This is a genomic window from Pelomonas aquatica (assembly GCF_026712205.1).
Classification (GTDB): Bacteria; Pseudomonadota; Gammaproteobacteria; order Burkholderiales; family Burkholderiaceae_C; genus Pelomonas; species Pelomonas aquatica.
On record NZ_JAPPUW010000007.1, the window covers coordinates 179,394 to 201,618 of the forward strand.

21 protein-coding genes and 1 tRNA gene are annotated in these 22,225 nt (G+C 64.2%); 12 read left to right on the forward strand and 10 right to left on the reverse strand.

Annotated features, from left to right (window positions below):
- Positions 1–4: 4 nt before the first annotated feature.
- From pheT to NYP07_RS09550, 4 genes are all read left to right on the forward strand, one after another.
- Positions 5–2,434, forward strand: a complete 2,430-nt coding sequence (gene pheT, locus NYP07_RS09535; RefSeq protein ID WP_268149733.1) for a phenylalanine--tRNA ligase subunit beta — start codon at positions 5–7, stop codon at positions 2,432–2,434.
- A gap of 17 nt (positions 2,435–2,451) precedes the next feature.
- Positions 2,452–2,820, forward strand: a complete 369-nt coding sequence (locus NYP07_RS09540) for an integration host factor subunit alpha (protein WP_268149735.1) — start codon at positions 2,452–2,454, stop codon at positions 2,818–2,820.
- A gap of 35 nt (positions 2,821–2,855) precedes the next feature.
- Positions 2,856–3,380 (forward strand): MerR family transcriptional regulator, encoded by a 525-nt coding sequence (locus tag NYP07_RS09545; RefSeq protein WP_268149736.1) that lies wholly within the window; start codon positions 2,856–2,858, stop codon positions 3,378–3,380.
- A 58-nt stretch (positions 3,381–3,438) separates the two neighbouring features.
- Positions 3,439–3,515 (forward strand) — tRNA-Pro (locus NYP07_RS09550).
- A gap of 510 nt (positions 3,516–4,025) precedes the next feature.
- Here the strand turns inward: NYP07_RS09550 and NYP07_RS09555 are convergent.
- The 3 genes from NYP07_RS09555 to NYP07_RS09565 are packed head-to-tail and all read right to left on the reverse strand — an operon-like array spanning position 4,026 to position 6,716.
- The gene (locus tag NYP07_RS09555; RefSeq protein ID WP_268149738.1) at positions 4,026–4,454 is read right to left on the reverse strand and encodes a hypothetical protein; all 429 of its coding nucleotides are present in this window, start codon (positions 4,452–4,454) and stop codon (positions 4,026–4,028) included.
- A gap of 7 nt (positions 4,455–4,461) precedes the next feature.
- Positions 4,462–5,772 (reverse strand): S8 family peptidase, encoded by a 1,311-nt coding sequence (locus tag NYP07_RS09560; RefSeq protein ID WP_268149740.1) that lies wholly within the window; start codon positions 5,770–5,772, stop codon positions 4,462–4,464.
- Positions 5,773–5,774: 2 nt separating this feature from the next.
- A complete protein-coding gene (locus NYP07_RS09565; RefSeq protein ID WP_268149742.1) occupies positions 5,775–6,716 on the reverse strand; it encodes a DNA/RNA non-specific endonuclease in 942 nt (313 codons plus the stop codon).
- A gap of 370 nt (positions 6,717–7,086) precedes the next feature.
- On the opposite strand from NYP07_RS09565, the gene NYP07_RS09570 reads away from it, so the two are divergent.
- On the forward strand, positions 7,087–7,251 hold the full coding sequence (locus NYP07_RS09570) for a hypothetical protein (protein ID WP_268149744.1): 165 nt from the start codon (positions 7,087–7,089) through the stop codon (positions 7,249–7,251).
- Between the two features lie 77 nt (positions 7,252–7,328).
- On the opposite strand, the gene NYP07_RS09575 is transcribed toward NYP07_RS09570, so the two are convergent.
- Positions 7,329–8,339, reverse strand: coding sequence for a hypothetical protein (locus NYP07_RS09575; protein WP_268149746.1), 1,011 nt, complete (start codon positions 8,337–8,339; stop codon positions 7,329–7,331).
- Positions 8,340–8,643: 304 nt separating this feature from the next.
- Here NYP07_RS09575 and NYP07_RS24040 point away from each other — a divergent pair, with 304 nt between their 5' ends.
- The 3 genes from NYP07_RS24040 to NYP07_RS09585 all read left to right on the forward strand — a co-directional run bounded on the left by NYP07_RS24040 (position 8,644) and on the right by NYP07_RS09585 (position 11,353).
- Entirely contained in the window at positions 8,644–8,763 is a 120-nt protein-coding gene (locus tag NYP07_RS24040; protein ID WP_338091310.1) for a rubrivinodin family lasso peptide, read from the forward strand.
- A gap of 72 nt (positions 8,764–8,835) precedes the next feature.
- Entirely contained in the window at positions 8,836–9,582 is a 747-nt protein-coding gene (locus NYP07_RS09580; RefSeq protein WP_268149748.1) for a lasso peptide biosynthesis B2 protein, read from the forward strand.
- A 16-nt stretch (positions 9,583–9,598) separates the two neighbouring features.
- A complete protein-coding gene (locus tag NYP07_RS09585) occupies positions 9,599–11,353 on the forward strand; it encodes an ABC transporter ATP-binding protein (RefSeq protein WP_268149750.1) in 1,755 nt (584 codons plus the stop codon).
- 2 nt (positions 11,354–11,355) lie between these two features.
- Here NYP07_RS09585 and NYP07_RS24045 read toward each other — a convergent pair whose 3' ends face one another.
- The 5 genes from NYP07_RS24045 to NYP07_RS09610 form a co-directional block, all read right to left on the reverse strand.
- A complete protein-coding gene (locus NYP07_RS24045; RefSeq protein WP_268149752.1) occupies positions 11,356–13,590 on the reverse strand; it encodes a prolyl oligopeptidase family serine peptidase in 2,235 nt (744 codons plus the stop codon).
- Between the two features lie 202 nt (positions 13,591–13,792).
- Positions 13,793–16,828, reverse strand: a complete 3,036-nt coding sequence (locus tag NYP07_RS09595) for a TonB-dependent receptor plug domain-containing protein (RefSeq protein WP_268149754.1) — start codon at positions 16,826–16,828, stop codon at positions 13,793–13,795.
- A 78-nt stretch (positions 16,829–16,906) separates the two neighbouring features.
- Positions 16,907–17,965, reverse strand: coding sequence for a FecR family protein (locus tag NYP07_RS09600; RefSeq protein ID WP_268149756.1), 1,059 nt, complete (start codon positions 17,963–17,965; stop codon positions 16,907–16,909).
- The gene (locus NYP07_RS09605) at positions 17,962–18,447 is read right to left on the reverse strand and encodes an RNA polymerase sigma factor (RefSeq protein ID WP_268149758.1); all 486 of its coding nucleotides are present in this window, start codon (positions 18,445–18,447) and stop codon (positions 17,962–17,964) included. The genes NYP07_RS09600 and NYP07_RS09605 overlap by 4 nt, the downstream gene beginning before the upstream one ends.
- A gap of 11 nt (positions 18,448–18,458) precedes the next feature.
- Positions 18,459–19,271 carry a transposase gene (locus tag NYP07_RS09610; RefSeq protein ID WP_268149760.1) on the reverse strand — a complete coding sequence of 271 codons (813 nt, stop codon included), beginning with the start codon at positions 19,269–19,271 and terminating at the stop codon, positions 18,459–18,461.
- Between the two features lie 179 nt (positions 19,272–19,450).
- On the opposite strand from NYP07_RS09610, the gene NYP07_RS09615 reads away from it, so the two are divergent.
- Positions 19,451–19,789, forward strand: a complete 339-nt coding sequence (locus NYP07_RS09615) for a helix-turn-helix domain-containing protein (protein WP_268149762.1) — start codon at positions 19,451–19,453, stop codon at positions 19,787–19,789.
- Between the two features lie 234 nt (positions 19,790–20,023).
- Positions 20,024–20,254, forward strand: a complete 231-nt coding sequence (locus NYP07_RS09620) for a helix-turn-helix transcriptional regulator (protein ID WP_268149764.1) — start codon at positions 20,024–20,026, stop codon at positions 20,252–20,254.
- Here the strand turns inward: NYP07_RS09620 and NYP07_RS09625 are convergent.
- Complete coding sequence (locus tag NYP07_RS09625; RefSeq protein WP_268149766.1) at positions 20,248–20,589, reverse strand: hypothetical protein; 342 nt, start codon at positions 20,587–20,589, stop codon at positions 20,248–20,250. The genes NYP07_RS09620 and NYP07_RS09625 overlap by 7 nt on opposite strands.
- 387 nt (positions 20,590–20,976) lie before the next feature.
- On the opposite strand from NYP07_RS09625, the gene NYP07_RS09630 reads away from it, so the two are divergent.
- Entirely contained in the window at positions 20,977–21,411 is a 435-nt protein-coding gene (locus NYP07_RS09630; protein WP_268149768.1) for a hypothetical protein, read from the forward strand.
- Positions 21,386–22,165, forward strand: coding sequence for a helix-turn-helix transcriptional regulator (locus NYP07_RS09635; protein ID WP_268149770.1), 780 nt, complete (start codon positions 21,386–21,388; stop codon positions 22,163–22,165). The genes NYP07_RS09630 and NYP07_RS09635 overlap by 26 nt, the downstream gene beginning before the upstream one ends.
- Positions 22,166–22,225 lie beyond the last annotated feature (60 nt).

Below are 22,225 nucleotides of genomic sequence, written 5' to 3' on the forward strand. Positions count from 1 at the left end.
CGTTATGCAATTCCCCGAGTCCTGGCTGCGCGAGTTCTGCAATCCGCCGCTGTCCACTGAAAAACTGGCCGAACTGCTGACCATGTCCGGCATGGAGGTCGAAGAGCTGCGCCCCGTCGCGCCGCCCTTCCACGGCATCGTCGTCGCCGAGATCCTCGAAGCCGAACAACACCCCAACGCCGACAAGCTGCGCGTCTGCAAGGTCAACGCTGGCGGCGCAGGGCCCCTGCAAATTGTCTGCGGCGCGCCCAATGCCCGTGCGGGCATCAAGGTGCCGCTGGCCACCGTGGGCGCCGAACTGCCCACCGACGACCCGGCCAAGCCCTTCAAGATCGGCGTCGGCAAGCTGCGCGGCGTCGAGAGCTTCGGCATGCTGTGCTCCGCCCGAGAGCTCAAGCTCAGCGAAGACCACGGCGGCCTGCTGGAGCTGGCTGCGGACGCCGTCGTCGGCGAAGACATCCGCAAGCACCTCGCCCTCGACGACACGCTGTTCACGCTGAAGCTGACGCCCAATCTGGGCCATGGCCTGAGCGTGTTCGGCGTTGCCCGCGAAGTGGCCGCCCTGACCGGCGCACCGCTGCTCAAGGCCGAGTTCCCAGCCATCAAGCCGACGACCGACGACAAGCTGCCCATCCGCATCGAGGCCACCGACCTCTGTGGCCGTTTCTCGGGCCGCGTTGTCAAGGGCATTGACACCCAGGCCAAGACGCCCGCCTGGATGATCCAGCGCCTGGAGCGCTGCGGCCAGCGCTCGGTGACGGCCCTGGTCGACATCTCGAACTACGTGATGTTCGAGTACGGCCGCCCGACCCACATCTTCGACCTCGACAAGATCAGCGGCGGGCTGGTCGTGCGCTGGGGCATGGCCGGCGAACAGCTCAAGCTGCTGAACGGCAACACCATCACCGTCGACGACAAGGTCGGCGTCATCGCCGATGCGCGCGAGGTCGAGTCCCTCGCCGGCATCATGGGCGGCGACCACACCGCCGTGTCCGACGACACGAAGAACGTCTACGTCGAGGCCGCCTTCTGGTGGCCCGAAGCCGTCATGGGCCGCGGCCGCCGCTACAACTTCTCGACCGACGCCGGCCACCGCTTCGAACGCGGCGTCGACCCGGCCCAGACCGTCGAGCACATCGAGCGCATCACCCGGCTCATCATCGACATCTGCGGCACGGCGGACACGAAGGTCGGCCCGATGGACGACCAGTCGCCCAACGTGCCCATGCGCAAGCCCGTGGCGCTGCGCGTGGCCCGCGCCGCCAAGGTCATCGGCATGCCGATCACACAGGCCGACTGCGAGAGCGTCTTCACGCGCCTGGGCCTGCCATTCACCGCTGCTGACGGCGTCATCACGGTGACCCCGCCGAGCTGGCGCTTCGACTTCCTGATCGAGGAAGACCTCATCGAGGAAGTCATCCGCGTGCTGGGCTACCCGACGCTGCCGTCCACCGCGCCGCTGGCGCCCATCGTCGGCCGCACGGGCTCGGAATCGCGCCAGGCCAAGCACGCGCTGCGTCGCGCCGTCGCCGCACGCGACTACTTCGAAACGATCAACTTCAGCTTCGTCGAGGAGCGCTGGGAGCGCGAGCTCGCCGGCGTCACCGACCCGATCAAGCTGCTGAACCCCATCGCCGCGCCGCTGTCGGTGATGCGCACCAGCCTGATCGGCAGCCTCGTGCAGGTGCTGCGCCACAACCAGACCCGCCGCGCGACGCGCGTGCGCGTGTTCGAGCTGGGCCGCGTGTTCAGGCGCGATGCGGCCGTCGCCAACGGCCCGCTCAGCGTGGCCGGCATCGAGCAGCCGCTGCGCCTGGGCGGCCTGGCCTGGGGCCCGGCCGAGCAGCAGCAGTGGAGCCAGCGCGACCGCGCCGTCGACTTCTTCGATGTCAAGGGCGACCTCGAAGCACTGTTCGTGCCGCAGACGCTGACCTTCGAAGCCGCCGAGCATCCCGCCCTGCACCCGGGCCGCAGCGCGCGCTTGAGCCTGAACGGCATCGTCATCGGCGTCGTCGGCGAACTGCACCCGCGCTGGCGCCAGGCCTACGAGATCAGCGGCGACGCGCCCGTCGTGTTCGAGCTGGACCTCGATGCCGCGCTGGCCCGCAGGCTGCCGCAGGGCCAGCCGCTGCCGCGCCAGCAGGCCGTGCAGCGCGACCTGGCGCTGGTCGTGAAGGACAGCGTCAGCCACGACGCGCTGATGGCCGCCATCACGGCCGCCGGCGGCGCGCTGCTGCGCTCGGCCCGGCTGTTCGACGTCTTCAAGCCCGCGGCCGGCAGCAGCACCGACCTGCAGGCCGATGAGCGCAGCCTGGCCGTGCGCCTGGAACTGCTCGACGACGAGGCCACGTTGACCGAGGAGCGCATCGATGCGGCCATTGCCGCCATCGTCGCCGCCGTCGGCCAGCAGCTTGGAGGCCGCCTGCGCGGCTGACCGGAGAACGAGAACCCATGGACGCCCACGACACCAAGAAGGACGCGGCCGCCGTCGTCATCGGCAGCCTCGAAACACCCACGCTGACCAAGGCCGAGCTGGCCGAACTGCTGTTCGACAAGCTGGGCCTGAACAAGCGCGAGTCCAAGGACATGGTCGAAGCCTTCTTCGACATCCTGCATGACAGCCTCGTGAAGGGCCAGGACGTGAAGCTCTCCGGCTTCGGCAACTTCAATATCCGCCGCAAGGCGCCGCGCCCGGGCCGCAACCCGCGCACCGGCGAGTCCATCCCCATCAAGGCCAGAAACGTCGTGACTTTTCACGCCAGCCACAAACTCAAGGGGTTGGTGCAAGGCGACGCGCCGGCCGGGGAAGACTTCGAGTAGAGTCTGCCTTCCCCTCGCGAACCTGTTGATTTGCAATGGAAAAGGCGCTTCCCGCCATCCCCGCCAAACGCTACTTCACCATCGGTGAGGTCAGTGATCTTTGCGGCGTGAAGCCTTATGTGCTGCGCTACTGGGAGCAGGAGTTCACCCAGCTCAAGCCCATGAAGCGGCGCGGCAACCGGCGCTATTACCAGCACCACGAGGTGCTGCTGATCCGCCGCATCCGCGACCTGCTCTACGACCAGGGCTTCACGATCAGCGGCGCGCGCAACCAGCTCAGTGAAGGTCTGCCGCCCGCCGCGGCGCAGAACTTCCGCGACGAGGCCGAAGCCGCCCAGGCCCTCGAAGCCATGGACGACGACGCGCTGGACACCGATGACGATCTCGACGCGCCCCCCGAACTGGCCCATGCACCGGCGGCACGCCTCGTGGCATCGCACGCCCAGCCGCTGAAGGCCGCAGAGGCGTCGATCACGCTGCCGGTGCTGGCCGTCGAGCCGATCACGTCGCTGCAGCAGATCCGCGCCGAGTTGCTGGCGATCCGGGCCGGCCTGCTCTGAAAGATTGCCGATTTCGTAAATTGACTCGGGAATCTTGGGTTATACTTTTGGGCTCAGTCGGGGCGTAGCGCAGCCTGGTAGCGCACTTGCATGGGGTGCAAGGGGTCGCGAGTTCGAATCCCGCCGTCCCGACCAAAAACAAGAAGAGAATCAACGGCTTAGCAGCTTCGGCAGCTAAGCCGTTTTCCGTTGTGGCTCGCTTTTTCTCTCCAGGGGGATACCCAGGGGGATACCGGTGAGGAGCTGTCTCGGGATGTCGTGGGTCGTCGATGGACGCCACCGGCAACCGTTCCAGGCGGGACTTCAGTTCGATAGCGCAGTTGCGCTCACCCTCTGGACCTTCACCGCGTCGTTTCCAGCCCACTCGTAGACGGTTGGATCCGCGCCGGCAGTTGCGAAGATCGGACACCGGCGTCGTCATGAATCGCGGTAGGCGGCGGCGATCTTTCCCGCGACGTGGCGCCCCACGGAAGACGGTCGCGAGGCGAAGGTACGCATGTCACGCCCTCCTTTGACGAACGCTCAACCCCCAGCATGGTGGCCTTTGCAGCGCACCTGCGCAGCAGGCTCTCACAATCCCGGCGCTCTAAACGGGGTCCTCGTGTCGAGGAATCAGTTGCTCAACCGCCCAAAGCGCGGCGCCAACTAGACCTTGAGCTTCATCCCGGCGACCTTGCTGGAACTCAGCAGGTCGCGAACGATGCCTGCAGAGGCTTCCAAGGTGGCCACGCCGATATTGGCCGCGGTCGACACGATCCGGTATTGGCCGTTCGAAGCGCTGCGCTGGACTTCTGCCGCCACTTCTTCGTTGAAGGCGCGCTCACGCGCGCTGCCCGGCCGGTTGGTCACAGGCAATTGGCTGAAAGTGGACCGCTTGGTGTCAAGCTTGACCATGACCATCAACGGGGCGGTGCCACCCTTCTTGATGGCACTCCGCACCTTAGGATCGATCTGCTTGGCGCTGACCGTCTTGGTTGGCGCTGACGTAGCGGCTGCCTTGGTACGCTTGCGCGCGACTGCCGTCCCGGTACCTGAGGTACCGGACAGGGCTGCCGCGGCGACGGTTTTAGGCATATGCCGACTATACGGCAGCAAGCAGCGCACGACCATCCACGATGCCTGCGCCTCCCCGTGACACATCCCAGTCACTGGGGACCCGCGCGTGCTTCTTCAGCAGGTCCTTCAGCTGTGCTGGCGTGAGATCGGGGGCCCTCTCGCGCAACAGGGCAAGGACGCCAGCGACATGAGGCGCGGCCATCGATGTGCCGGTTGATACGGCAAAGTCCTCGCCCCGGCCTGCGGAGAGGATATTCATGCCCGGGGCGCAGACGTCCGGTCGCGCGTTTTTCTTAACTTTGCCGCTGCCGCTGAATGGGCAAACCCGGCCCTTTGCATCGACCGCACCAACCGCAATCACGCTTCCATAATTGCCTGGGCTCGAAGACTTGTCGACACCGCCATTGCCTACGGCCGCGACCACGGCAATGTTCTGGTCGATCAACTCACCGATGATGCCAAGGTAAGAGTCGTTGTACTTCGAGTCGCCAAAGCTCAGGTTGAGCACGTGTGGTCGTTCACCGACGATCCAGTTCAGTGCATTGACGACGATCTGGTCTTGGTCGCCTTGTGAACGCACCCCGCCAGGAAAAATCTGAACGCTGACCAGCTTGGCCTTGGGCGCTATGCCCGCCTGAAAGCCGTCGACACCAGCGCCGACCAATGTGCCGGCCGTGTGGGTGCCGTGGTGCTCAGGATGGTCGTCACGAGGTCGAGCTCGCGAGATCCTGTTGCCGTCGGCGCCGAAGGCGGCGTATCGCAGACGCTTGCCGCTGCGCAGTTCAGCAAAGATCGGATGACTGGCATTGATGCCGGTGTCGAAGTGCCCGATCGTCGTGCCCGCACCCCAGAGATCAGCGTCCCAGAACTTTGGAATCCCGATCCGCAGCAGCGATTTGGCAGGCCCGTCAATCAAGTCCGCGGGGGCCGCCACCCGGTACTGCATCGGAACGATCAATGGAAGAAAGTGCGGCATCGGGATCACCTTGCGCACACCGCCCACTTCGCTGATCTTCGACAGATCCGCTGGATCGATCGCCGCCATCACGGCACCAAGGTTTTCCAGCAGCACACCGCCGCGCTCAATGTCGTTGCCATCCATGGAGAGCGGTTGAAGGCCGGCCGCACTTCTGCTTGACCGTGCTGACGGGTCGTGCAGCAGATCCTTGGCCTTGTGTCGCACTTCCTGGACTCGTTCGCTCAGCGTTCGGAGATTGGCGTCCAACGACAGCGGAACCGGTCCCTGCCTGGACGGTTTGTCCACCAGCACGAGCACACCTACGCGCTCGCCGCGCTCCGCAGCACGGGCAACGATGGGATCAATGGGTGCTGGCATGGTCATCCCGTGATGAGGTCGCTGGGGCGGCGCAGTCGCCGGTACGTGTCGACGGCGTTGAAAGTCAGTGGCGAAAGCCGGGTCGCCCGCTTGGCGGCGTAGACGTCGACGTCTTCACCTGCCAGCTTCCCGAACGTCAGACCCGTCTTGGCTTCCAGTTCAGCGACCGTGGTTTGGTATCCCTGTATCGGCTCCGGCACGGTGCCCAAGTCGACTGACAGCGGCTGCACGCCCTTCGCTTTGATCAGCTCGGCCACGGCTTCGTCTTGCTTGATGAAGAAGGCCAGTGATCGCAGCTTCGGCTTGGACTTGCCCACGGTCCAAGCCACCACCTTCCAATAGGCCAGCGGGATCTTCACGCCCTTGTACTTCGGATCGCCTTTCGTGAAGAGGCAGCCGGAGAACACGCTGATCTGCTGGTTGTTGGCGTTTGCCGTGTCCAAGACATGGTTCTCGACCTTCGCCCACCACTGCTTGTTCAGCTTCGGCACCTGGGGCGTGCAGTTCGAAAAATGAAACGAGTCAGCCTCGCCCCTCGCCGCCTCTTCGTCGTCGACACCCCATGCAGGGTCCAGCCGCCGTACCAAGTGACCTCGCTCGAATCCTGAATTCTTGTAGAACGCGTTGGTGACCTGGAAGGGCTTGAACGCCTTGTCGTCCCTGTCATCGGTCCACCACTTGTCAGCAGCGCGAGTCCCGAGCCGACGATCAGAAGCGCCGTCGATGTTTACAGCGGTCCAGAACGCGAACTTCCGGACGGGATGAAGCAACACCGAGAAGTGTTCGTAGGGCAACACACCGAGGGTCGCCGTCGTCTTGAGCTCCTCGCTCAGCTTCGGAAGGGGCACTCGGATCGGCAGAAAGTCTGCGTCGTAGCCGACGCGATTTTCATAGTTCGGATCCAGCTCCTCCCAAGACAGGGGAACGATCTTTTTCGTCGCCATCGATGGCCTCCGCTGATGTTCAGCTCGTTGTGCCCAAATTATGAGCACCGTAGGTCGATGCTGCTCATTTGGATCGCTAGGCGTTTTCACGAGATGAAGTCCGCCGGCTCTACCGCGCCGCACGCGTCGACAACCTTTTGAGATCGTCCAGGATCAACTGAATCGGTGTCCCGAGCAGCTGCCGATCCTCCTCCCTCTGCCGAGACGCCGCCATCTGCTCGCATAGAGTCGCTCTGGCACGGCTGAAATGGCGTGCCACAGATGCCGCGGGACAGAGCCCCGACCGAACAGCGAGCCCCGCCACCAGTGCCCTTGCTCGCGCGCCGAGATTCTGTTCAAGGCCTTCGACTTCGCCAAGGGCAACCCTGCCATGCAGCCGGACGATTTCAACCTGTCCGATGCAACGCTCGCCGCGCCGGCCAACAGCGCGTTGGATCTGGTGCCCGAGGACAGGCTGCGTGCGACCGAGGTCAGGGATGTCAGGCCCGCACACTGGCGCCTTGATGGATTGCGCTTCGAGCATTCGCAGCCTTGAGCTGGCAGGAAACGCTGCCGCAAGTTCTTTAGAACGCCTGGTCCACTGCAGCGCGGCTCCCTAGCTGCAGAAATTTCCTAACCTGCACTCCCGTCCTTCGCATGCATCGCGATCGCGATCGCGATCGCTTCCCGGGCGATCTGTTCCATGGGAATCGAAAGAATCGACTGATCAGCTGCGCGCGCGCCGCTCGCGGTCATCTGCTCGCTGAGCGTCGCCTTCGCCCGACCAAAATGGCGAGCAACCGACGATGCGGAACACAGGCCCGACCGCAAAGCAAGGCCGGCAACTAAGGCCCTCCCCCGCGCGCCTTGGGGCCCGCCGTTGGACGACAAGCAGTGCCCGCCCTGCAGCCCCAGCTTGACCTCAACCCAGCGCACCAAGATTCTGAGCGCGCCGTCGATGCTCTTGTCCTTGCTGGCAGCAACAAGAGCCGCCGCTGCGCCCTGCACATGCCTCGTCATCATGCCGTCGGGCCCAAGCGAGCCCCTCGCAGACACCAAGTCTTTGGTCAACTCCCACTGCAACACGTCAAGCTCCGTCGGTGGCTCTGCGATCACACGCCGGATCAGTGCACGGTCTTGCGGCACTGTGCCGCCCAGCAAATCAAACAGCGGGGCTGTACGAAATCCACCTGGCAGGCTCAGGCCAACCAGCGTTCTCAAGGCACCGTAGGCATAGTTCGTCGGAGCATCGCGTAGACCGGTCGACACGGGCCTCCAGGCCAACATGCGAATGTCACCGCACAAAGACTCGATTCCGCCGATTGCCTCTGCCCTGAACGGCGCGACGAACACCGGCCCCACCTGGCCGTCCGCCTGACGAACCCACTTGCCGATCACGTTGGCCACGCCGACGGCGAGCGATGACGGCGGATCACCTGCGGGCAACCTGGAGATCACATGGATCTCTCTGGGCAGCACCAAGTAGAACAGCAGCTCGCGTCCCACCGCGTCATGCGCGGAGATCAGTCGATTCACGATTCGTTCGGCCAGCGAAGGCCAACGCAGCAGGTCGCGGCCCAGTGTCAGCTGCCAGCTGACGTGCCAAACCCGAGCCCGCTCGCCGTTGAAGATGGACTGATCCATGACTCAATGACGAGTAGGTGCCGAAAATTTCCCCCCCTAATTTTCAACATCTGCGATTTCGTTCGGCCAGCCAAAAACATAACTGGCATTCCGAACAGACAGCCCATGCTTCTGAACGCGAAACATGACCGCTGATTCGTCGGATCGCTAGCAGCGGCGAGGCGCCTGACCAGTCTCAGTCAGCCGAACGCAAAACAGGCGCCTCAAAAAGTTCTTTGGGCAGAAGTTCGACGTCTCTATCTTTGGCTGGCCCGAGGTGACACCGACGGCAAATGTGTTCTCAACTCAACTGAAGGAGATCGTCATGAACGAAGCACCGCAACTGGAAATCGTCGAACTGGGCGACGCCAAGGAGGAGACCAAGGGCCTCACCGAAGGCATCCGCGGCGAGGTCAATGAGGCCGCGCCCTACGTGAAGCCGTAATCCCGGCTCGTGGCGTGCAGTAGGCCGCTGCACGCCACCACCGCCAGCACGCTACGACCTCACGGAACCGCCATGCCGCACTGCGCCAACCAACGATTGCGTTATCGCCTGGCGGACCATGTTCGCGCCTGCCGCATCGATGACCAGGTCGTCCTTCTGGACTTGCAACGCACAAAGTACCTGGGCGTCAGCGGTACACAGCTCTCGGCCCTTGCCGAGCACATCGTCGACTGGCCTGCCAGCAGCCCTGGCAACGTCGGCGCCGAGGTCGGGATCTCATCGCAGAGCTCGTCCACCGAAGTCTGGATCAGTAGGCTGCGCCAGCAACGGATGCTTGCGGACGCAGCGGCTACGACCCAACAGGATCCCCGTTTAGAGGATCCGCTCATGACGCTGCAAACCGACGCGATACAGCCACCGCAGGCTCCCACGTGGAGAGACCTGCTTCATCTCGCCACTGCGGCGTCTGTCGCCACGTACTGGCTCAAGTGCCGTGACCTCGCCGAGATTGCGGAGAGCGTCAGGCGTCTGCGTCAACGAGGATCAATCTCTGGCGCCGCGGTCGGCCTGGACGAACTCTCAGCCCACGTGTCGTCATACCTCAGGATGCGGCCCTTCCTCATCACTGCCCATGACCAGTGCCTCCGCGACTCGCTGACGCTCGTCAGCTTCCTCGCAAAAAGGAGCATCTATCCGGCATGGGTCATCGGCGTCAAGACCCACCCCTTCGGCGCGCACTCATGGGTGCAAAGTGGACCTGTCGTTCTCAACGACAGCCACGACCACGTCCGCGCCTATCGGCCCATCCTCGTCGTGTGAGGCGGAGAAGCACCCCATGTTTCGCTACATCGCGTTCAGCTGGAATGTTGCTGACGAAGCACAAGCGAACGCGGCGAAGCGGCTGCAGCTGGCGCTCGACATCGACGAGCGCTGGAATTCAGTGCTTCAAGCTCCCGGCCATTGCGTCTACATGAGCGGCAGCAGGCCCGGTGTCAACGACGCCTACAGGCTGCTGCCGGCTGCAATCTACGTGATCGCACTGATCAGTGGTCGTCTGGCAGCCGACGTCCGAACGCTGCTTGCCAGCAAGGTCGAACAGCGCTTGTCGGCCAACCTGCATCAACGCTTCTTTGCCCATCTGCAACGCCTGCCCATGGCCTATCTGGTGAATCAGCGCGGTGGCGAGCTCCTTCACAGCGTGGAACTCGCGGCCGCCAGCGCCCGGTCCATCAGCTCCCATCTCACGACAAGCATCGCACCGGTGCTGATCGAGCTTGCGTTGATGACCGTGATCCTGGCCCAGCTCGACGAGCCTCGACTCGTGGCTTTGTTCGTCGCGACAGCTGTGTTGTACCTGGCCGTGTTCGTGCGGGGGATCCAACGGCAGCTACCCGCGATCGCGGCACTTTCCACCGCAAGCCTTGAGGTCCAGGCCCAGCTCAACGACGGCATTGCGCACGCCGAAACGCTGCGCTGCTTCGGCGCCGCCGATCAGGCGCAGACGAGCCTGCAGAGCGCCCTGTCGCTGCTGGTCCAGCGGTGGACCGGATTTCACCGATTGGCCGCCCAGAACGCGCTTGCAGCCTCCATGGTTCTCGCACTGACGCTGATGGCAAGCTTCGCGATCACGATAGATGCAGTGGCCAAAGGCAGCATGACAGTGGGCGGCTTCGTGCTCGCGAGCGTGTACATGCTGCAGACCGTGCGGCCGCTGGAATCCATGGGCATTTCCGCCAGAGAGCTGTCACGCGCCCTCGGGTTCATGCAGCCGGTGCTGAAGATCCTCGCTGAGCCCCCGGAGACGCAAGCATCTGCGCAGACGCCCGCCCCCGTCGCGTGCTCATCGCCATGCAACCCGCCGCCGATTCGTTTCGAGAATCTGCATTTCTGTTACGTGCCTGGAAGGCCGGTCATTCAGAGCCTTGATCTGGACATCCCCGCCGGCCGCACGACGGCCATCGTGGGACGAAGCGGCTCCGGAAAATCGTCGCTGGCCCGCCTTCTGATGCGGCTGTACAGGCCGCAGGCAGGCCGCATCCTCGTTGACGGGCGCCCCATCGAGGCGTTTGCGATGGCCGAGCTGCGCGCCATGGTGGCGCTCGTGCCGCAGGACGCGGGCCTGCTGCACGCCACGGTCGCCGGCAACATCGCGCTGGGCGTGCCGGCAGCAACCCGCCAGGACGTGGAGACTGCCGCAACGCGCGCACAGATCCATCAGGCGATCGCCGCGCTGCCCATGGGCTACGACTCGATGCTCGGAGAGCGCGGCCAAACCCTGTCCGGCGGTGAGCGGCAGCGTCTGGCCATCGCCCGTGCGCTGTTGAGGCGCCCCTCGATCTACGTGCTGGACGAGCCCACGTCCATGCTCGACAGCAAGACCGAAGACGCCGTCCTACGCTCGCTTCGAGCCCTGACCGCCGGCTGCACGACGCTGTTCATTGCGCATCGGCTGTCGACGGTGATGCACGCCGACCAGATCGTCGTGCTCGAGGACGGCCGGGTCCGGGAGCGCGGCCGTCACGACGAATTGCTTGCCCGGCAAGGCCTTTACGCCCAGCTGTGGCGACAGCAGACCGGTAGGAGTGAGTGAGGCTATCCCCGACTGGGTTCCCGTTCACAACGGGGCTTGGCATCGTGGTCAGCCTTCATCGCTCGCATCTGACGCCAGCTGGCGTACTGGGCCTTCAGGGACATCGACGTCTCCCCCGCCAGCATGGGCGTGGTGCGTTCGCCACCGGCGAGCCAGAAGCTGTACCAGTCCAAGTTACCTTGCAGCGAAATCATCCGTTCACTGGGCATCGACAACGAATGGGCGCCGCCGGGGATCAGCACCATCTCGACCGGCTTGAACTGGCGCCGCAACAGCGCGTACGTGTCGTAGTTGCCGTAGACAGGGACGCCATAGGACTCGATCCGGACCGCCGCGCGGATGCAGTCAGTGTTCATGGACGGGTCGTTGCGAAGCCACTCGGCCCGGCTGGGCCCGTACGGCAGGCCGCGATTCATCCGCTCCATCTGGTTCCAGGCCTCGACCCCATAGGCAACCGAATAGTTGAACAGGGTGTTGGTGTCCCCGTCTGCCAGCGTTGCCGCCCGAATCTTGAGATCCGAGAAGGTCAGCAGGTTCAGCGTCATCTCACCCGTGGTGCTGAATCCGATGATGCCAACCTTGTCCGGGTCGACCAGCCCATCCTTGACGAGGGTGTTCACGGCCGCGCGCACGCCGTCGTAGAACTGCGATAGCTTCGATTGACCATCTGCCTTGAGCGCTTCGGCGCCCTCAGGCCGGAAATTCATGGCCAGCACCATGATGCCTTCGCGCAGCAAGGCGCGACCTGGATAGGCACTGGTGAAGCCGCTGGTGAAGTTCGGACCGTCAAGGTAGAACGTCTCGGGTTCGTAGGTGTAGGTCTGGATGACCAGCGGCAGCTTGCCCCGTGGAGCGCCTTGGTCCGGTCTCATGTATCCGCCATGCCACTCGCGACCTTGGGCGTCGCGCCAGGCGTACGGCTTCATCACACCCCAGGTCGCCGTGCGGAATTGCGGATTGAGGTGCGTCATGCGGATGGACTGCCCCTTCGGCCCCTGGGCAAAAACGTCCGGCGGCTCGTTCAGCGACTGGGCAATCCGCAACGACCAGCCAGAGCCTGCATCCTCCGCCAGTGGCATCGCGTCCGGCACTTCGCGCCATCCGGCGGTCTCGACACGCTGAAACCGGCGACGCTTGTCGCCATCGACCACGACAAAGCCGTTGGTCGTGGCTTGCGCAGACATCACACGCCCGGACATCCTGGCCACCACTTGCCAGCGACCGGTGTCGGGCCAGTATTCGATGACATGGGATGCGCGCGACGTCGCACCATCCGGATCGAGGGGCAGATGGGTGCCCGTCAGGATCACGGAGGCACCGCCGCCCTGCCAGAGACGGTCTGTGCGGTATTGGATGAACCCTGGCAGGGCGTCATCCGGCGCGTCAAGGATCGACTGCTCCTTGCCGTCGTCCAGTCTCCACGCCGTCATGCGACGTGAGGTCCGAACGAGAGCCGCCGAGTAATAGTGCAGCGGGTCCTCGGAGATGGTTTGTGCGAAGCGGGTGACGAACTCCTGCACAAGTGGGTAGACGCGGCTCCAGCCCTCTGTCCGGTCGGGTTCAAAACGCGGCAGCACGGCCCAGCGACCGTCCGGGGAGATGTTGGCCGTCGGCTTGGCGATGTTGGCCTCGAAAAAAGGCTCCCCCAGCGGCCTTGGCTTGGCGGACGTGTCCAGGTCCGCGACGAAGAATCGGTACTTGCGCAGTTGTGACTGCAGCCGCTGCTGGCCCCAGCGAACCGTCCAGAAAGACTGGTTGCCAATGACGATGCTGCGTGCCCCGTTCTGCATTGGCGGATTGGGCACCTGCACCGCATAGACCATGCGCCGCCCGTCCTTCGAGATCTCGAAGGACACGACAGGCGCAGCTTCCTGCGTGAGCCGCGTGAGCACCCCGGTCTGCAGGTCCAGCCGGTAGGCCTGGTTGAAGCCATCCTGGACTCGCCCCAGGAACGACAGCGAACGATCGTCGAGCCATCGAACCTGCTGGACCGCCTGGTCTTCCTCGTAGTTGTCCTGGTCCGAGTCGAAGGCGAACACGGTCTCGGGCGTCGGCGGCCGCGCTGCCGTCAGCGCCTCAGGCTTCAGCGTCAGCAACTGGATCTCGTAGTGGTTCCTGTCCGTGGACACGTTGCCCCTGCGGACGACGATGAACGCACGGGTTCCGTCCGGCGACACCTGCCGTCGCAGGGCTTCGGCGGTCCGGTGTCTCGGCTGGACGATCTTCGTGAATTCCACGAGATCGCGGACCGAAGGCCCCGCCGATGTCTGTGCGAAGGCGGCGGAGCCGCCCCCTGCAAGGAGTGCGCTCGCAAACGCGAGCCAAAAAAGTCGCATGATCATTTCCGGAAATACGCGGCCCTCCGCCCGGCGGGCAGACAGCACGAGGAAGAAAAGGAGCCCGGGCTGGCGCGGACGCCTGACCCGGGCCAACGGGGGGCTACCAGTCCAGCGAGAGCCGCACGGAGCCGTAGCGGCCACGCCAGTCGGCTTGCGTGATGTCGTAGTTCGGCACGCCGGAGACGTACTGCGGTTGCCGATTGGTCAGGTTGGCGACGCTGACACCCAGCGTGCCCGCAGAGAAGGCCGTCAGCCATTGAGGCCACAGCTTCTTGAGATTGACGGTCGCAGCGACATCATGGATCCACCAGTCGCCAAGCTTCCTGTCGCTGGTGCCTGCGTCCCGATAGCCGCCCAGATAGCGGCTCGTCAGACCGACGCTCCACGCCCCCTCGTCCAGGCCCACCGACACCCGCCCCTTCCACTGAGGAGCCCAGAAATCCGTGAACCGGCGTCCGAGACGATCAACCGTAGGCGCGCCCGGCGCCAGCTGGACGCGGTAATCGTTGAATCGTGTAGCGCCCATCGCAGCGGTCAGCCGGCCGAGCGACGTCTTCCATCCGTAGGCCACGTCGACGTCCATGCCCGCCGTGTCCAGCCGACCGAAGTTGACTTCGGTGGACTTGATGCTGGTCACGACGCCCGGCTGACCGTTCACCGACGGCCCTCGCGTCACAAAGCCGGGGAACAAGGCCTCGTAGTTCAGTGCCGTCTGTGTGGGCAGGACGGCGATCATCGACCGGATCTTGAGCCGCCAGTAGGTGGCGCTGACTCGCGTGCCCAACCCGCCCTCCGGCTCCCACACGGCACCGATGCTCTGGGCCAGGCCTTTCTCGGGCTGCAAAGCCTTATTGGTCGTTCGCACGACGGTTCCGGAACTGAGAGCCTCGCCATTGCGTGCGGGATCGACCAGGCCGTAGTCGACGGCGTTGCTCAAGAGGTCCGGGACGTTGGTCTGCAACAGTGTCGGCGGCTTGAAAGAGCCGGCCGCGCACGCCCGGATGAGGACGTCGCGTACCGGCCGGACTTCCAGCCCTCCCTGGAAGGTGCTCGCAGAGCCGAAATCGCTGTAACGGTCCCGGCGCCCAGCCACCGTGACGGCCGCCAAGTTCCAGCCACGCGAGCCTTCTTCCGCAGCGGCCAGGAGCGGGGCGCGCAGTTCCCCGTACACCGCGGAGCTACGGCGGCTGCCGTGCAGATCGGTACCGGTGACGACCATGTCGTACCAGTCGCGGGCAGCCTCAGCGCCGACGACCGCATCCACCGGGCCTGCCCAAAGCTGGCCCACGCTGCCACGCGCGACGGCACTGAGCTGATCCTTGCGTCCCCGGTCGCGTCGTGAATCGTCGCTCAGGATGGCATCCAGGACGGCGTCGTTCGCGGCGCGTCCGGCCGTGAAGGGGTTGAACGAGGTTGCTGGGTTGGTCGACGCCAGCGCCGCAGCCAAAGCCGGGCGGTCGACGAACTGGTTCATCGCGACGACCGTCCCATGGTCACTGCTGGTCGAGGCGGTCACCTCCGCATCCCAGTCTCCACCGAGGTCGCCCTTCACACCGGCCACGACGCGGGTGAAGGAGCCGCGGCGAAGGCTCGACACATCACCGTTTTCTGCGCCCAGCGCGGACGTCACCTTGACGTCCGCGCCAAAGGGATTGAAGAGGTTGGCCGCAGGTACAGTGACGCTGCTGAGAAGGATGCCCCGGCCCGGCCCTTCCAGGCGGTGATTCGTGAACATGACTTCACCGAATGCCGTCCAGTTGTCCCAGAGGCGTTGCTCGGCGAGCGAGTGCAGGCTGAAGGTCTGCGTGCCGTGGAACAGCACGGAGCCGCCGCCGGTCGCGTAGAGATTGCAGAGATTGCTCGTACCGGCTGTCGCCTGGAAGTCGGCGACCGTCAGCGCCTTCCCCGGTGCGACCTGCGGGATCGCCGCCGTGCTGGAGGTCAGGCCCGGCAGATTGCCGCTCAAGCTGCTGACGGTGCCTGGCGTGCAGTAAGGCAGCCGCCCATCGCTGCCGCCAATGCCGCGGTAGTCCACGTTCTTGAAGAAATCCCGGTCCTGCATCGTCAGCGGCGTGGCACGGCTGAACGCACCGACCAGCAGATAGTTGCCATCGGCGTTGTGACCACCGACGGCCAGGGAGATGCTGCCGTCCCCGAACCCGCGGCCCGAACCGAGCCGGGCAGACAACGACTGGCCGTTCATGGACTTCTTCATGATGACATTGACCACGCCTGCCAGCGCGTCTCCGCCGTAAACGGCGGATGACCCGGACGGCACGACTTCAACACGCTCGATGGCTGCCAGCGGGATCAGGTTCAGGTTGAAAACGCTGCCCGTGCTTGAACCGACCGCCTGGACCTTCCGGCCGTTGACCAGCACCAGCGTGGATCCCAGTGGGAGGCCGCGCAGTTGCACCGTGGCCTGTCCCGCCGTTCTGCTGAAAGCCCCCTCCCCGGCTGATGCCGACGACTCCGTCAGGCTAGCCAGGAACATCTGCAGATTGGGCTGGCCACTCTTCTCGATGTCCTTGCCGGTGTAGACATTCACGGGCGCCGGCCCTTCGGCCTCCAAGCGTCGAAGACGCGAGCCGGTGACTTCGACGCGGGTGAAGGACTCGACCCTGGGTTGCTCGCCCGTCCCGGGCTGTCCCGTCGGCGCCGACGTTGGCTTGCCCGCCACGTCTTCGTCGGCCGACGCCTGCACCCCGGCGGACTGCGATGCTGCAATACCGGTGCGAAGCAAGGCGGGCGCGCTGTCCGCCGCAGGCGCCGACGCGGCAGCGGGCTTGGCCGCCCGCTTCACCACCACGACGCCCTCGGGCGACACCACGGACTCGAGCCCGGAGTCTTTCACGGCTGCGGCGATGGCCTCTGCACCGGAGAGGCGACCCGAGACGGCCTTGGCAGTGTGACCCGAGACGATCCTTGAATCGAACACCAATGGCACGCCGGTGACACGCGCAATTGCGCGCAGGGCGTCGCCCATGTCCTGGGAAGGCTGCTCGATCTGGTAGCGAGTCCAAACTGAGGGCTCGGCAGCCTCGACAAACCCGTAGCCCATGAACAGGGAGATGGCGACCGGAACAGGGAGCCAGCGCGCTGGTCGGCGACTCTTGGCTTTTGGCTTTGTGAGCATCTCGTACCCTTTCTATGTTGTCGTCGGAGTGACAACTAGATGACGGGTTTGTCGAGAGAAAAATGGGCAGTGCTTCCCCTAGCCGCCTTTTTCCAGCTCCAGTCGTCCATCGACTTCACGGACCTTCAAGCCGTGCAACATCGCGACAGCATTGGCAAAAGCGACGCTGTCTCCCGTCTTGAAGACACCGCTGACGTCGAGCTGTTCCAGCCCCATGCCCTTTGACAACGTGATTTGTGTTCGGCTGTAGCGGTTGATCTCGTCGATGGCGGCCGCCAGCGGCGTGGCCTGGAACGCGATCTCGTTGTGCTTCCAGGCCATCGCGCGTTCGATATCCGGTCGATCTAACTTCGATTCCACGGCAGGCGCGTTCGCGCTCGGCCGGTGGTCAAGCGTCAGGCGATCTCCAGGCTTGAGCGTGACGGCTTGCTTCGGGGCCAGCGCATCCCCCCCCCCAACCGTCGGCCGGACGTTCACCTGCCCCTCGATAAGCGTCACCACGACGGCGTCTTCCCGCTTGGGCCCATCGACGAAGCGCACGGAGAAGGCCGTGCCGACGGCGATCACCTCGCTGCCCGCGACGCGCACGACGAACGGACGCCCAGGGTCCTTGGCGACCTCGAACAACGCCTCGCCGCCCCGGACCTCCACCGTGCGCCGCTTGGCGTCGAAGTCGACCCGCAGGTGCGTGTCCGTGTTGAGCAGCATCCGAGAGCCATCGTCGAGCAGGATGGACCGCTGCTCCCCAACGGCCGTGGCGTAGACGCCCTGCTCCCGCCACTGCTGGACAAGCATCACCCCCCCAACGGCCAAGACAGCCAGGCAAGCAGGCGCCATCCACCGCCAGCTGGTACTGCGGCGAGGCGGGGCCGCCTCACGAAGTTCCTTGGCCCGCATGAACTCACGCGCGCCTTTCGACCGCGGAATCGCCTCCCAGACGTCGGTCGTCTTCTCGAAAGCCTCGCGGTGCGCTGGAGACCGCTTCTGCCATTCGCGGAATGCGTCCTCCATCTTCCGATCTCGATCGGGCCCATGCAGCGCCGTGATCCACACCGCCGCTTCGGCGGCGATCTCTGGCGTCACCCTCGGCTTGTCGTCAGGGCTTTGACGCGCCTGCCCGGAGTCGCGAAGGCTCATGGGTACCAACCCTGCATCCAGCTCGCCACCCGAAACATGCCCTTGGAGACGATGTGCTGCACCGTACTGATGTGCAGCTTGTGCCGGGCGGCAATCTGCTCGTAGCTCAGGCCTTCCATGCGGTGCTCATAGACCATCGTCCGGCAGCGGTCGTCGAGGCGGGCCATGCAGACTTCCAGACGCCTGGACTGCTCACGGCTGAGGACCGCGTCTTCAACGCTCGGCATGGGGTCCACCAGCACCACGTTCTCCAGTTGCTCCACCTCGCCGCGGCTTTCGCGTTCACGATGATGGTCGATGGAGATGTTCATCGCCGTTGTCATGAAGAGCCCCTGCAGATTGTCGACGTGGTTCGCCTTGGCGTAGTCGGTCACACGGAGGTAGGCGTCCTGCAGATAGTCCTCTGCGTCCGCCTCGGTACGGCCGCGCCTGACCAGCGCGGCCTTGGCATCGGAGAATAGCTTCAGCCAGTCGATCTTCATGGCAATACCCGTTAGGCCAGCACAGGTGTGCCTAGGGCACCACCCGATGCCGGCGCAACTCGGCCGGACAGCGATACGCACGCGTCGCGCGCAAGCCGCCTCGCCTCAAGCTCACGATAGAGCCGCTGGTCGACGCGTTGAAGCGCCGCAGCGACAAACTCGAACGCTTCGCACGAGTCGACGAATGGGCCATGTCGAAATACCGCTCGCATCAAACGCTCATGCACCTCAATAGCGGTTCGGTCGACCGAACGGACCAGCTGCCGATACGGTTCGGGCAGCGCAAAGAGCGGCTGAAATCCTGCTACTGCTTCATCCCACTGCTCCAGGATCCGTGGGTATCTTTCACGCCAGTCAGCGCTTGAAATACCGGGCAGTGCGGCCACAACCGGTTCAGCGGGACGGGCCGCCGCGGCTCGAAGCAGCCCGGACATAACTGTACGATGGGCTGACCGCACCGAGGCCAGCGCAACGGCGAGCGACTGCTCGATGGACGGCAACAGAACTGCGCGGGGATAAGCAGCATTGAACGCGGACTGCGAAGCCGCCAAGTCGCCAGAGGCGTAGGTGATGTACTCGACGCCACGGTCGTAGAGACCACCGAACACTTCCGCCGGGATTGCGCCATCGTCGTTCGAATTCCAAGCGCCCAGGATCTCGCAATCTCCGTTGATCAACGTTCCGAGCGCCCACCAAATCGTTCGGCTTGGCGCGACAGAGCCCACAACCTGCAGTCGCGAAGCGGCACTGAAGGTAGCCACCGAGTAGCGCTTGCACAGCGGCCGGCTCAGCCAATATTTCGCCCTATCTCCGACATTGTTCATCGTGTCACTCCTAGACTCGAACACCGTCAGTGCGGTCTAGTTTTGACAACCAAGCCACGCAGACTCAACTAATTTAGTTGATTTTTTGAATGCGCGCCTTCAGTGTCAACCTTTTGATGTGTTACGCCAATTGACGCCGCCGTCCAGCATCCCCGCTGCTTCAAACTGGAGAGCCAGCGGTGCAGTCGGAAGACGTAATCAACAAGAGGTTTGGGAGGACGATTGCAAAGAAGCGGAAGGCTGCCGGCTACACCCAGGAACAGGTTTCTGCTCACCTTGAAATCGGTAAGGAAGCGTTCTCACGCATCGAACGCGGCATAAACGGCGTGAGCGTCGGCAAGCTGTTTGCGTTGGCCGACTTGTTCGGATGCGGGGTCGAGACGTTCTTCGTAGAAGCGGCACCGGTAGCCAAGGCTGATTCCACGGATAGCTTGCTCGCCGGTTTGTCCGAGGCGGACCGACAGCTTGTTGTTCTGATTGTTGAGAAGCTAGCAGCCAGGCTCAAAGCGCCTCGATGATTCACGCGGGCGTCTACACGGCCACGAGGAAGTACGAGAGATGGGCGGGCGCCCATCCCGTTTGAAGCCGGGGCTGCAAGGGTGCCGCCAGCCGGTCCACATGCTGGACTGCCGTCGCACCGGTATTGACAGAACTGCCGCGCCGCCGTGAGACGGGGATTCACCCTTGAATACCGCCGTCGCACGCCGTGCAGCGAGACCTACGCTCGGTGAACCCACCAGAAGGAGTTCGTCATGAGCGATCCAAGGCTGCGCGTCACTGCACCGGAACCCACCCCCGACCCATCAGACACGCTGAGGCTGCCGAAGGTCCGTCAACGAACCGGACTCGGCCGCTCGACCATCTACCGCCTCATCGCCCAGGGCCAGTTCCCGTGTGCGGTGCAACTGACGCCGCGGGCTGTCGGCTGGCACAAGGCCGACATCGACGCCTGGCTCGCGGCACGGCCAAGAGCAGCTCAGTGACCGGCGGCCACCCAAAAGGCCAGCTTCATCACCAAGCCGACCAGAAATAGAAGTGCCGCCGCACGTGCCACCCACCAGGTAGTGAACCAATACCGATGGTTCGCAAAAAGCGCGCCACAGAGCCTGAACAAGGCAAACAGTGCGGCCACGAAGATGACCATGCCAGCGCCTCTGCCCGCCCCGGGTATTTGAAGCACAAGCATCGCCCCAGCAAGCGGCCAAGCCACCGCGTCGAGCGCTGCAAGCCATCGGCGGCCCGACCAGTACGGAGCATCTGGCCGCGGCTCACGTTGCACGAAGACGATCATTTCCATCCCCATCAGCGCGACAAACAATAACGCGCAGACTCAATGGAATCAACAACGCGCCCGCGATAGGGATCGCATGGAAACAGTTCGTAAATCTGGGGCGATTCGTGCACCCCACGTTTTCCACCGGACGACTGAGCGCGGGAAATTTCTGAAGGAACCTATTCAGTGAATACCCTATCCGCTCGACCAACCGAACGCGACCACGGGATAAACGTTCGGCCGAACTGGCTCTGTGGGACGCTGAGAGACATAGACAAAAGCTCGCGCAGCAACCTCGCAACCGTTCGGTCGACGATGCGCGTGGCTAGACACGGCAGCGACAACGTTCTGCAATTCGTCCGGGGGCGTTTCATCCGCTGCTGCAACGCGACAAAGAGCGCAGTGCATTCCGGCGTGCCACAGGAGAAGGGGATGGACTCAGACGACATTGCTGCCAGCAACGGCGCACGGCGCAGCGCTGCATTTCGCGCCCTCCACCGCAAGCTTGACCCCATCGACGGGCCTCGAAATCTGGGAGCAAAGCGGCTCGCACTGCGCGACCAGCGGCATCGACAGGATGTGGCCGACTGGCATGTCGGTCTACTGAAGACCGGTGGCCAGGGAACCTGCGTCCTCATCTCATGCAGCGGCACTGTCGCGTTCGCCATCGCTCAAACGCCAACCGGACTGTTCATCGAGAAGCGCTGCTGCCCGCCGACCGGTCCGCGGACCTCGCATGCCATGCGCTTCGAAGACAGGTCGACGTTCGACCAATGGTGCGACATCGAGCCCACCCGCTTCGACGATCCACTGCTGTGCGATCTCCTGCGCCGCCGCGGCCATGAAATCTTCGCCGGACACGGCTGATCCGCTCGGCCAGGAGGCGCTGCCAACCGTGCCAGCTGACTCCCTGGGGGTACTCAGCCTACTGCCCGGCATCGCCACGGCAGCCAGCGAGCAGGCAGCCGTTGAGTTGTTCTGGCATGCAGTGCGTCAAATCGGGGCCGACTCCGGCGTGTTCCTTAGCGCGATCAAGGACGATGCCACTCGAACGTCCATCAGGTCACTGCTCGCCTGCGATCCGCGATGGGCGCTCGAGTACTCCCGCGTCGACTGGCACGACCATGACCCGTGGCTCAGACACGCTCTCGATAGCCAGACGCCGATCCGCAATGAAGAGCTACGCGTGCGTTCAGGCGAGCAAGAGTTCATCGGACGGTCGGTGGCCCTCGGCTTCGCTTCGACCGTCGTTGTCCCCGCCCCCACCTGCTTCGGCGGCGCTCGGTTTGGCGTGTTGGTCCTCGGCTCGAGGAATCCGGACCGCTTCAGCGGCACCGACTACGAAATGATCAGGATCGTCGCGCGGGCGCTCGCGATGGAACTCCACGAATGGTTGCTGCGTGCCCTGCGCGACGACCTGCTCGAGAGGTCAAACATCACGCACGACGAGATCGAGTTGCTGCGTCACGAAGCGGCAGGTCACACCAGCAAGATGGTCGCAGCCGCTTTGGGCATCAAGCCAAAGATCGTGGACTACCGGTTTCAGCGCGTGAGCGCAAAGCTCAACGCCCCGGACCGCCGAACCGCGATGCGTATCGCGCGCCTGTACGGACTGATCTGACACCAGTTCGGGAATTCGATCCCGAATGCCGTACCCATCAGGGCTCACGCAAGAACTAAT

Bases quoted from the DNA above. Each gene is read 5' to 3' on its own strand.
- NYP07_RS09580 (WP_268149748.1), top strand. From the start codon at position 8,836: ATGCCGCACTGCGCCAACCAACGATTGCGTTATCGCCTGGCGGACCAT.
- NYP07_RS09565 (WP_268149742.1), bottom strand. From the start codon at position 6,716: ATGGCGACGAAAAAGATCGTTCCCCTGTCTTGGGAGGAGCTGGATCCG.
- NYP07_RS09630 (WP_268149768.1), top strand. From the start codon at position 20,977: ATGGACTCAGACGACATTGCTGCCAGCAACGGCGCACGGCGCAGCGCT.
- NYP07_RS09635 (WP_268149770.1), top strand. From the start codon at position 21,386: ATGAAATCTTCGCCGGACACGGCTGATCCGCTCGGCCAGGAGGCGCTG.
- NYP07_RS09620 (WP_268149764.1), top strand. From the start codon at position 20,024: ATGAGCGATCCAAGGCTGCGCGTCACTGCACCGGAACCCACCCCCGAC.
- pheT (WP_268149733.1), top strand. From the start codon at position 5: ATGCAATTCCCCGAGTCCTGGCTGCGCGAGTTCTGCAATCCGCCGCTG.
- NYP07_RS09560 (WP_268149740.1), bottom strand. From the start codon at position 5,772: ATGCCAGCACCCATTGATCCCATCGTTGCCCGTGCTGCGGAGCGCGGC.
- NYP07_RS09540 (WP_268149735.1), top strand. From the start codon at position 2,452: ATGGACGCCCACGACACCAAGAAGGACGCGGCCGCCGTCGTCATCGGC.
- NYP07_RS09575 (WP_268149746.1), bottom strand. From the start codon at position 8,339: ATGGATCAGTCCATCTTCAACGGCGAGCGGGCTCGGGTTTGGCACGTC.
- NYP07_RS09605 (WP_268149758.1), bottom strand. From the start codon at position 18,447: ATGAAGATCGACTGGCTGAAGCTATTCTCCGATGCCAAGGCCGCGCTG.
- NYP07_RS09585 (WP_268149750.1), top strand. From the start codon at position 9,599: ATGTTTCGCTACATCGCGTTCAGCTGGAATGTTGCTGACGAAGCACAA.
- NYP07_RS09570 (WP_268149744.1), top strand. From the start codon at position 7,087: ATGCAGCCGGACGATTTCAACCTGTCCGATGCAACGCTCGCCGCGCCG.
- NYP07_RS09595 (WP_268149754.1), bottom strand. From the start codon at position 16,828: ATGCTCACAAAGCCAAAAGCCAAGAGTCGCCGACCAGCGCGCTGGCTC.
- NYP07_RS09600 (WP_268149756.1), bottom strand. From the start codon at position 17,965: ATGAGCCTTCGCGACTCCGGGCAGGCGCGTCAAAGCCCTGACGACAAG.
- NYP07_RS09555 (WP_268149738.1), bottom strand. From the start codon at position 4,454: ATGCCTAAAACCGTCGCCGCGGCAGCCCTGTCCGGTACCTCAGGTACC.
- NYP07_RS09545 (WP_268149736.1), top strand. From the start codon at position 2,856: ATGGAAAAGGCGCTTCCCGCCATCCCCGCCAAACGCTACTTCACCATC.
- NYP07_RS24040 (WP_338091310.1), top strand. From the start codon at position 8,644: ATGAACGAAGCACCGCAACTGGAAATCGTCGAACTGGGCGACGCCAAG.
- NYP07_RS09610 (WP_268149760.1), bottom strand. From the start codon at position 19,271: ATGAACAATGTCGGAGATAGGGCGAAATATTGGCTGAGCCGGCCGCTG.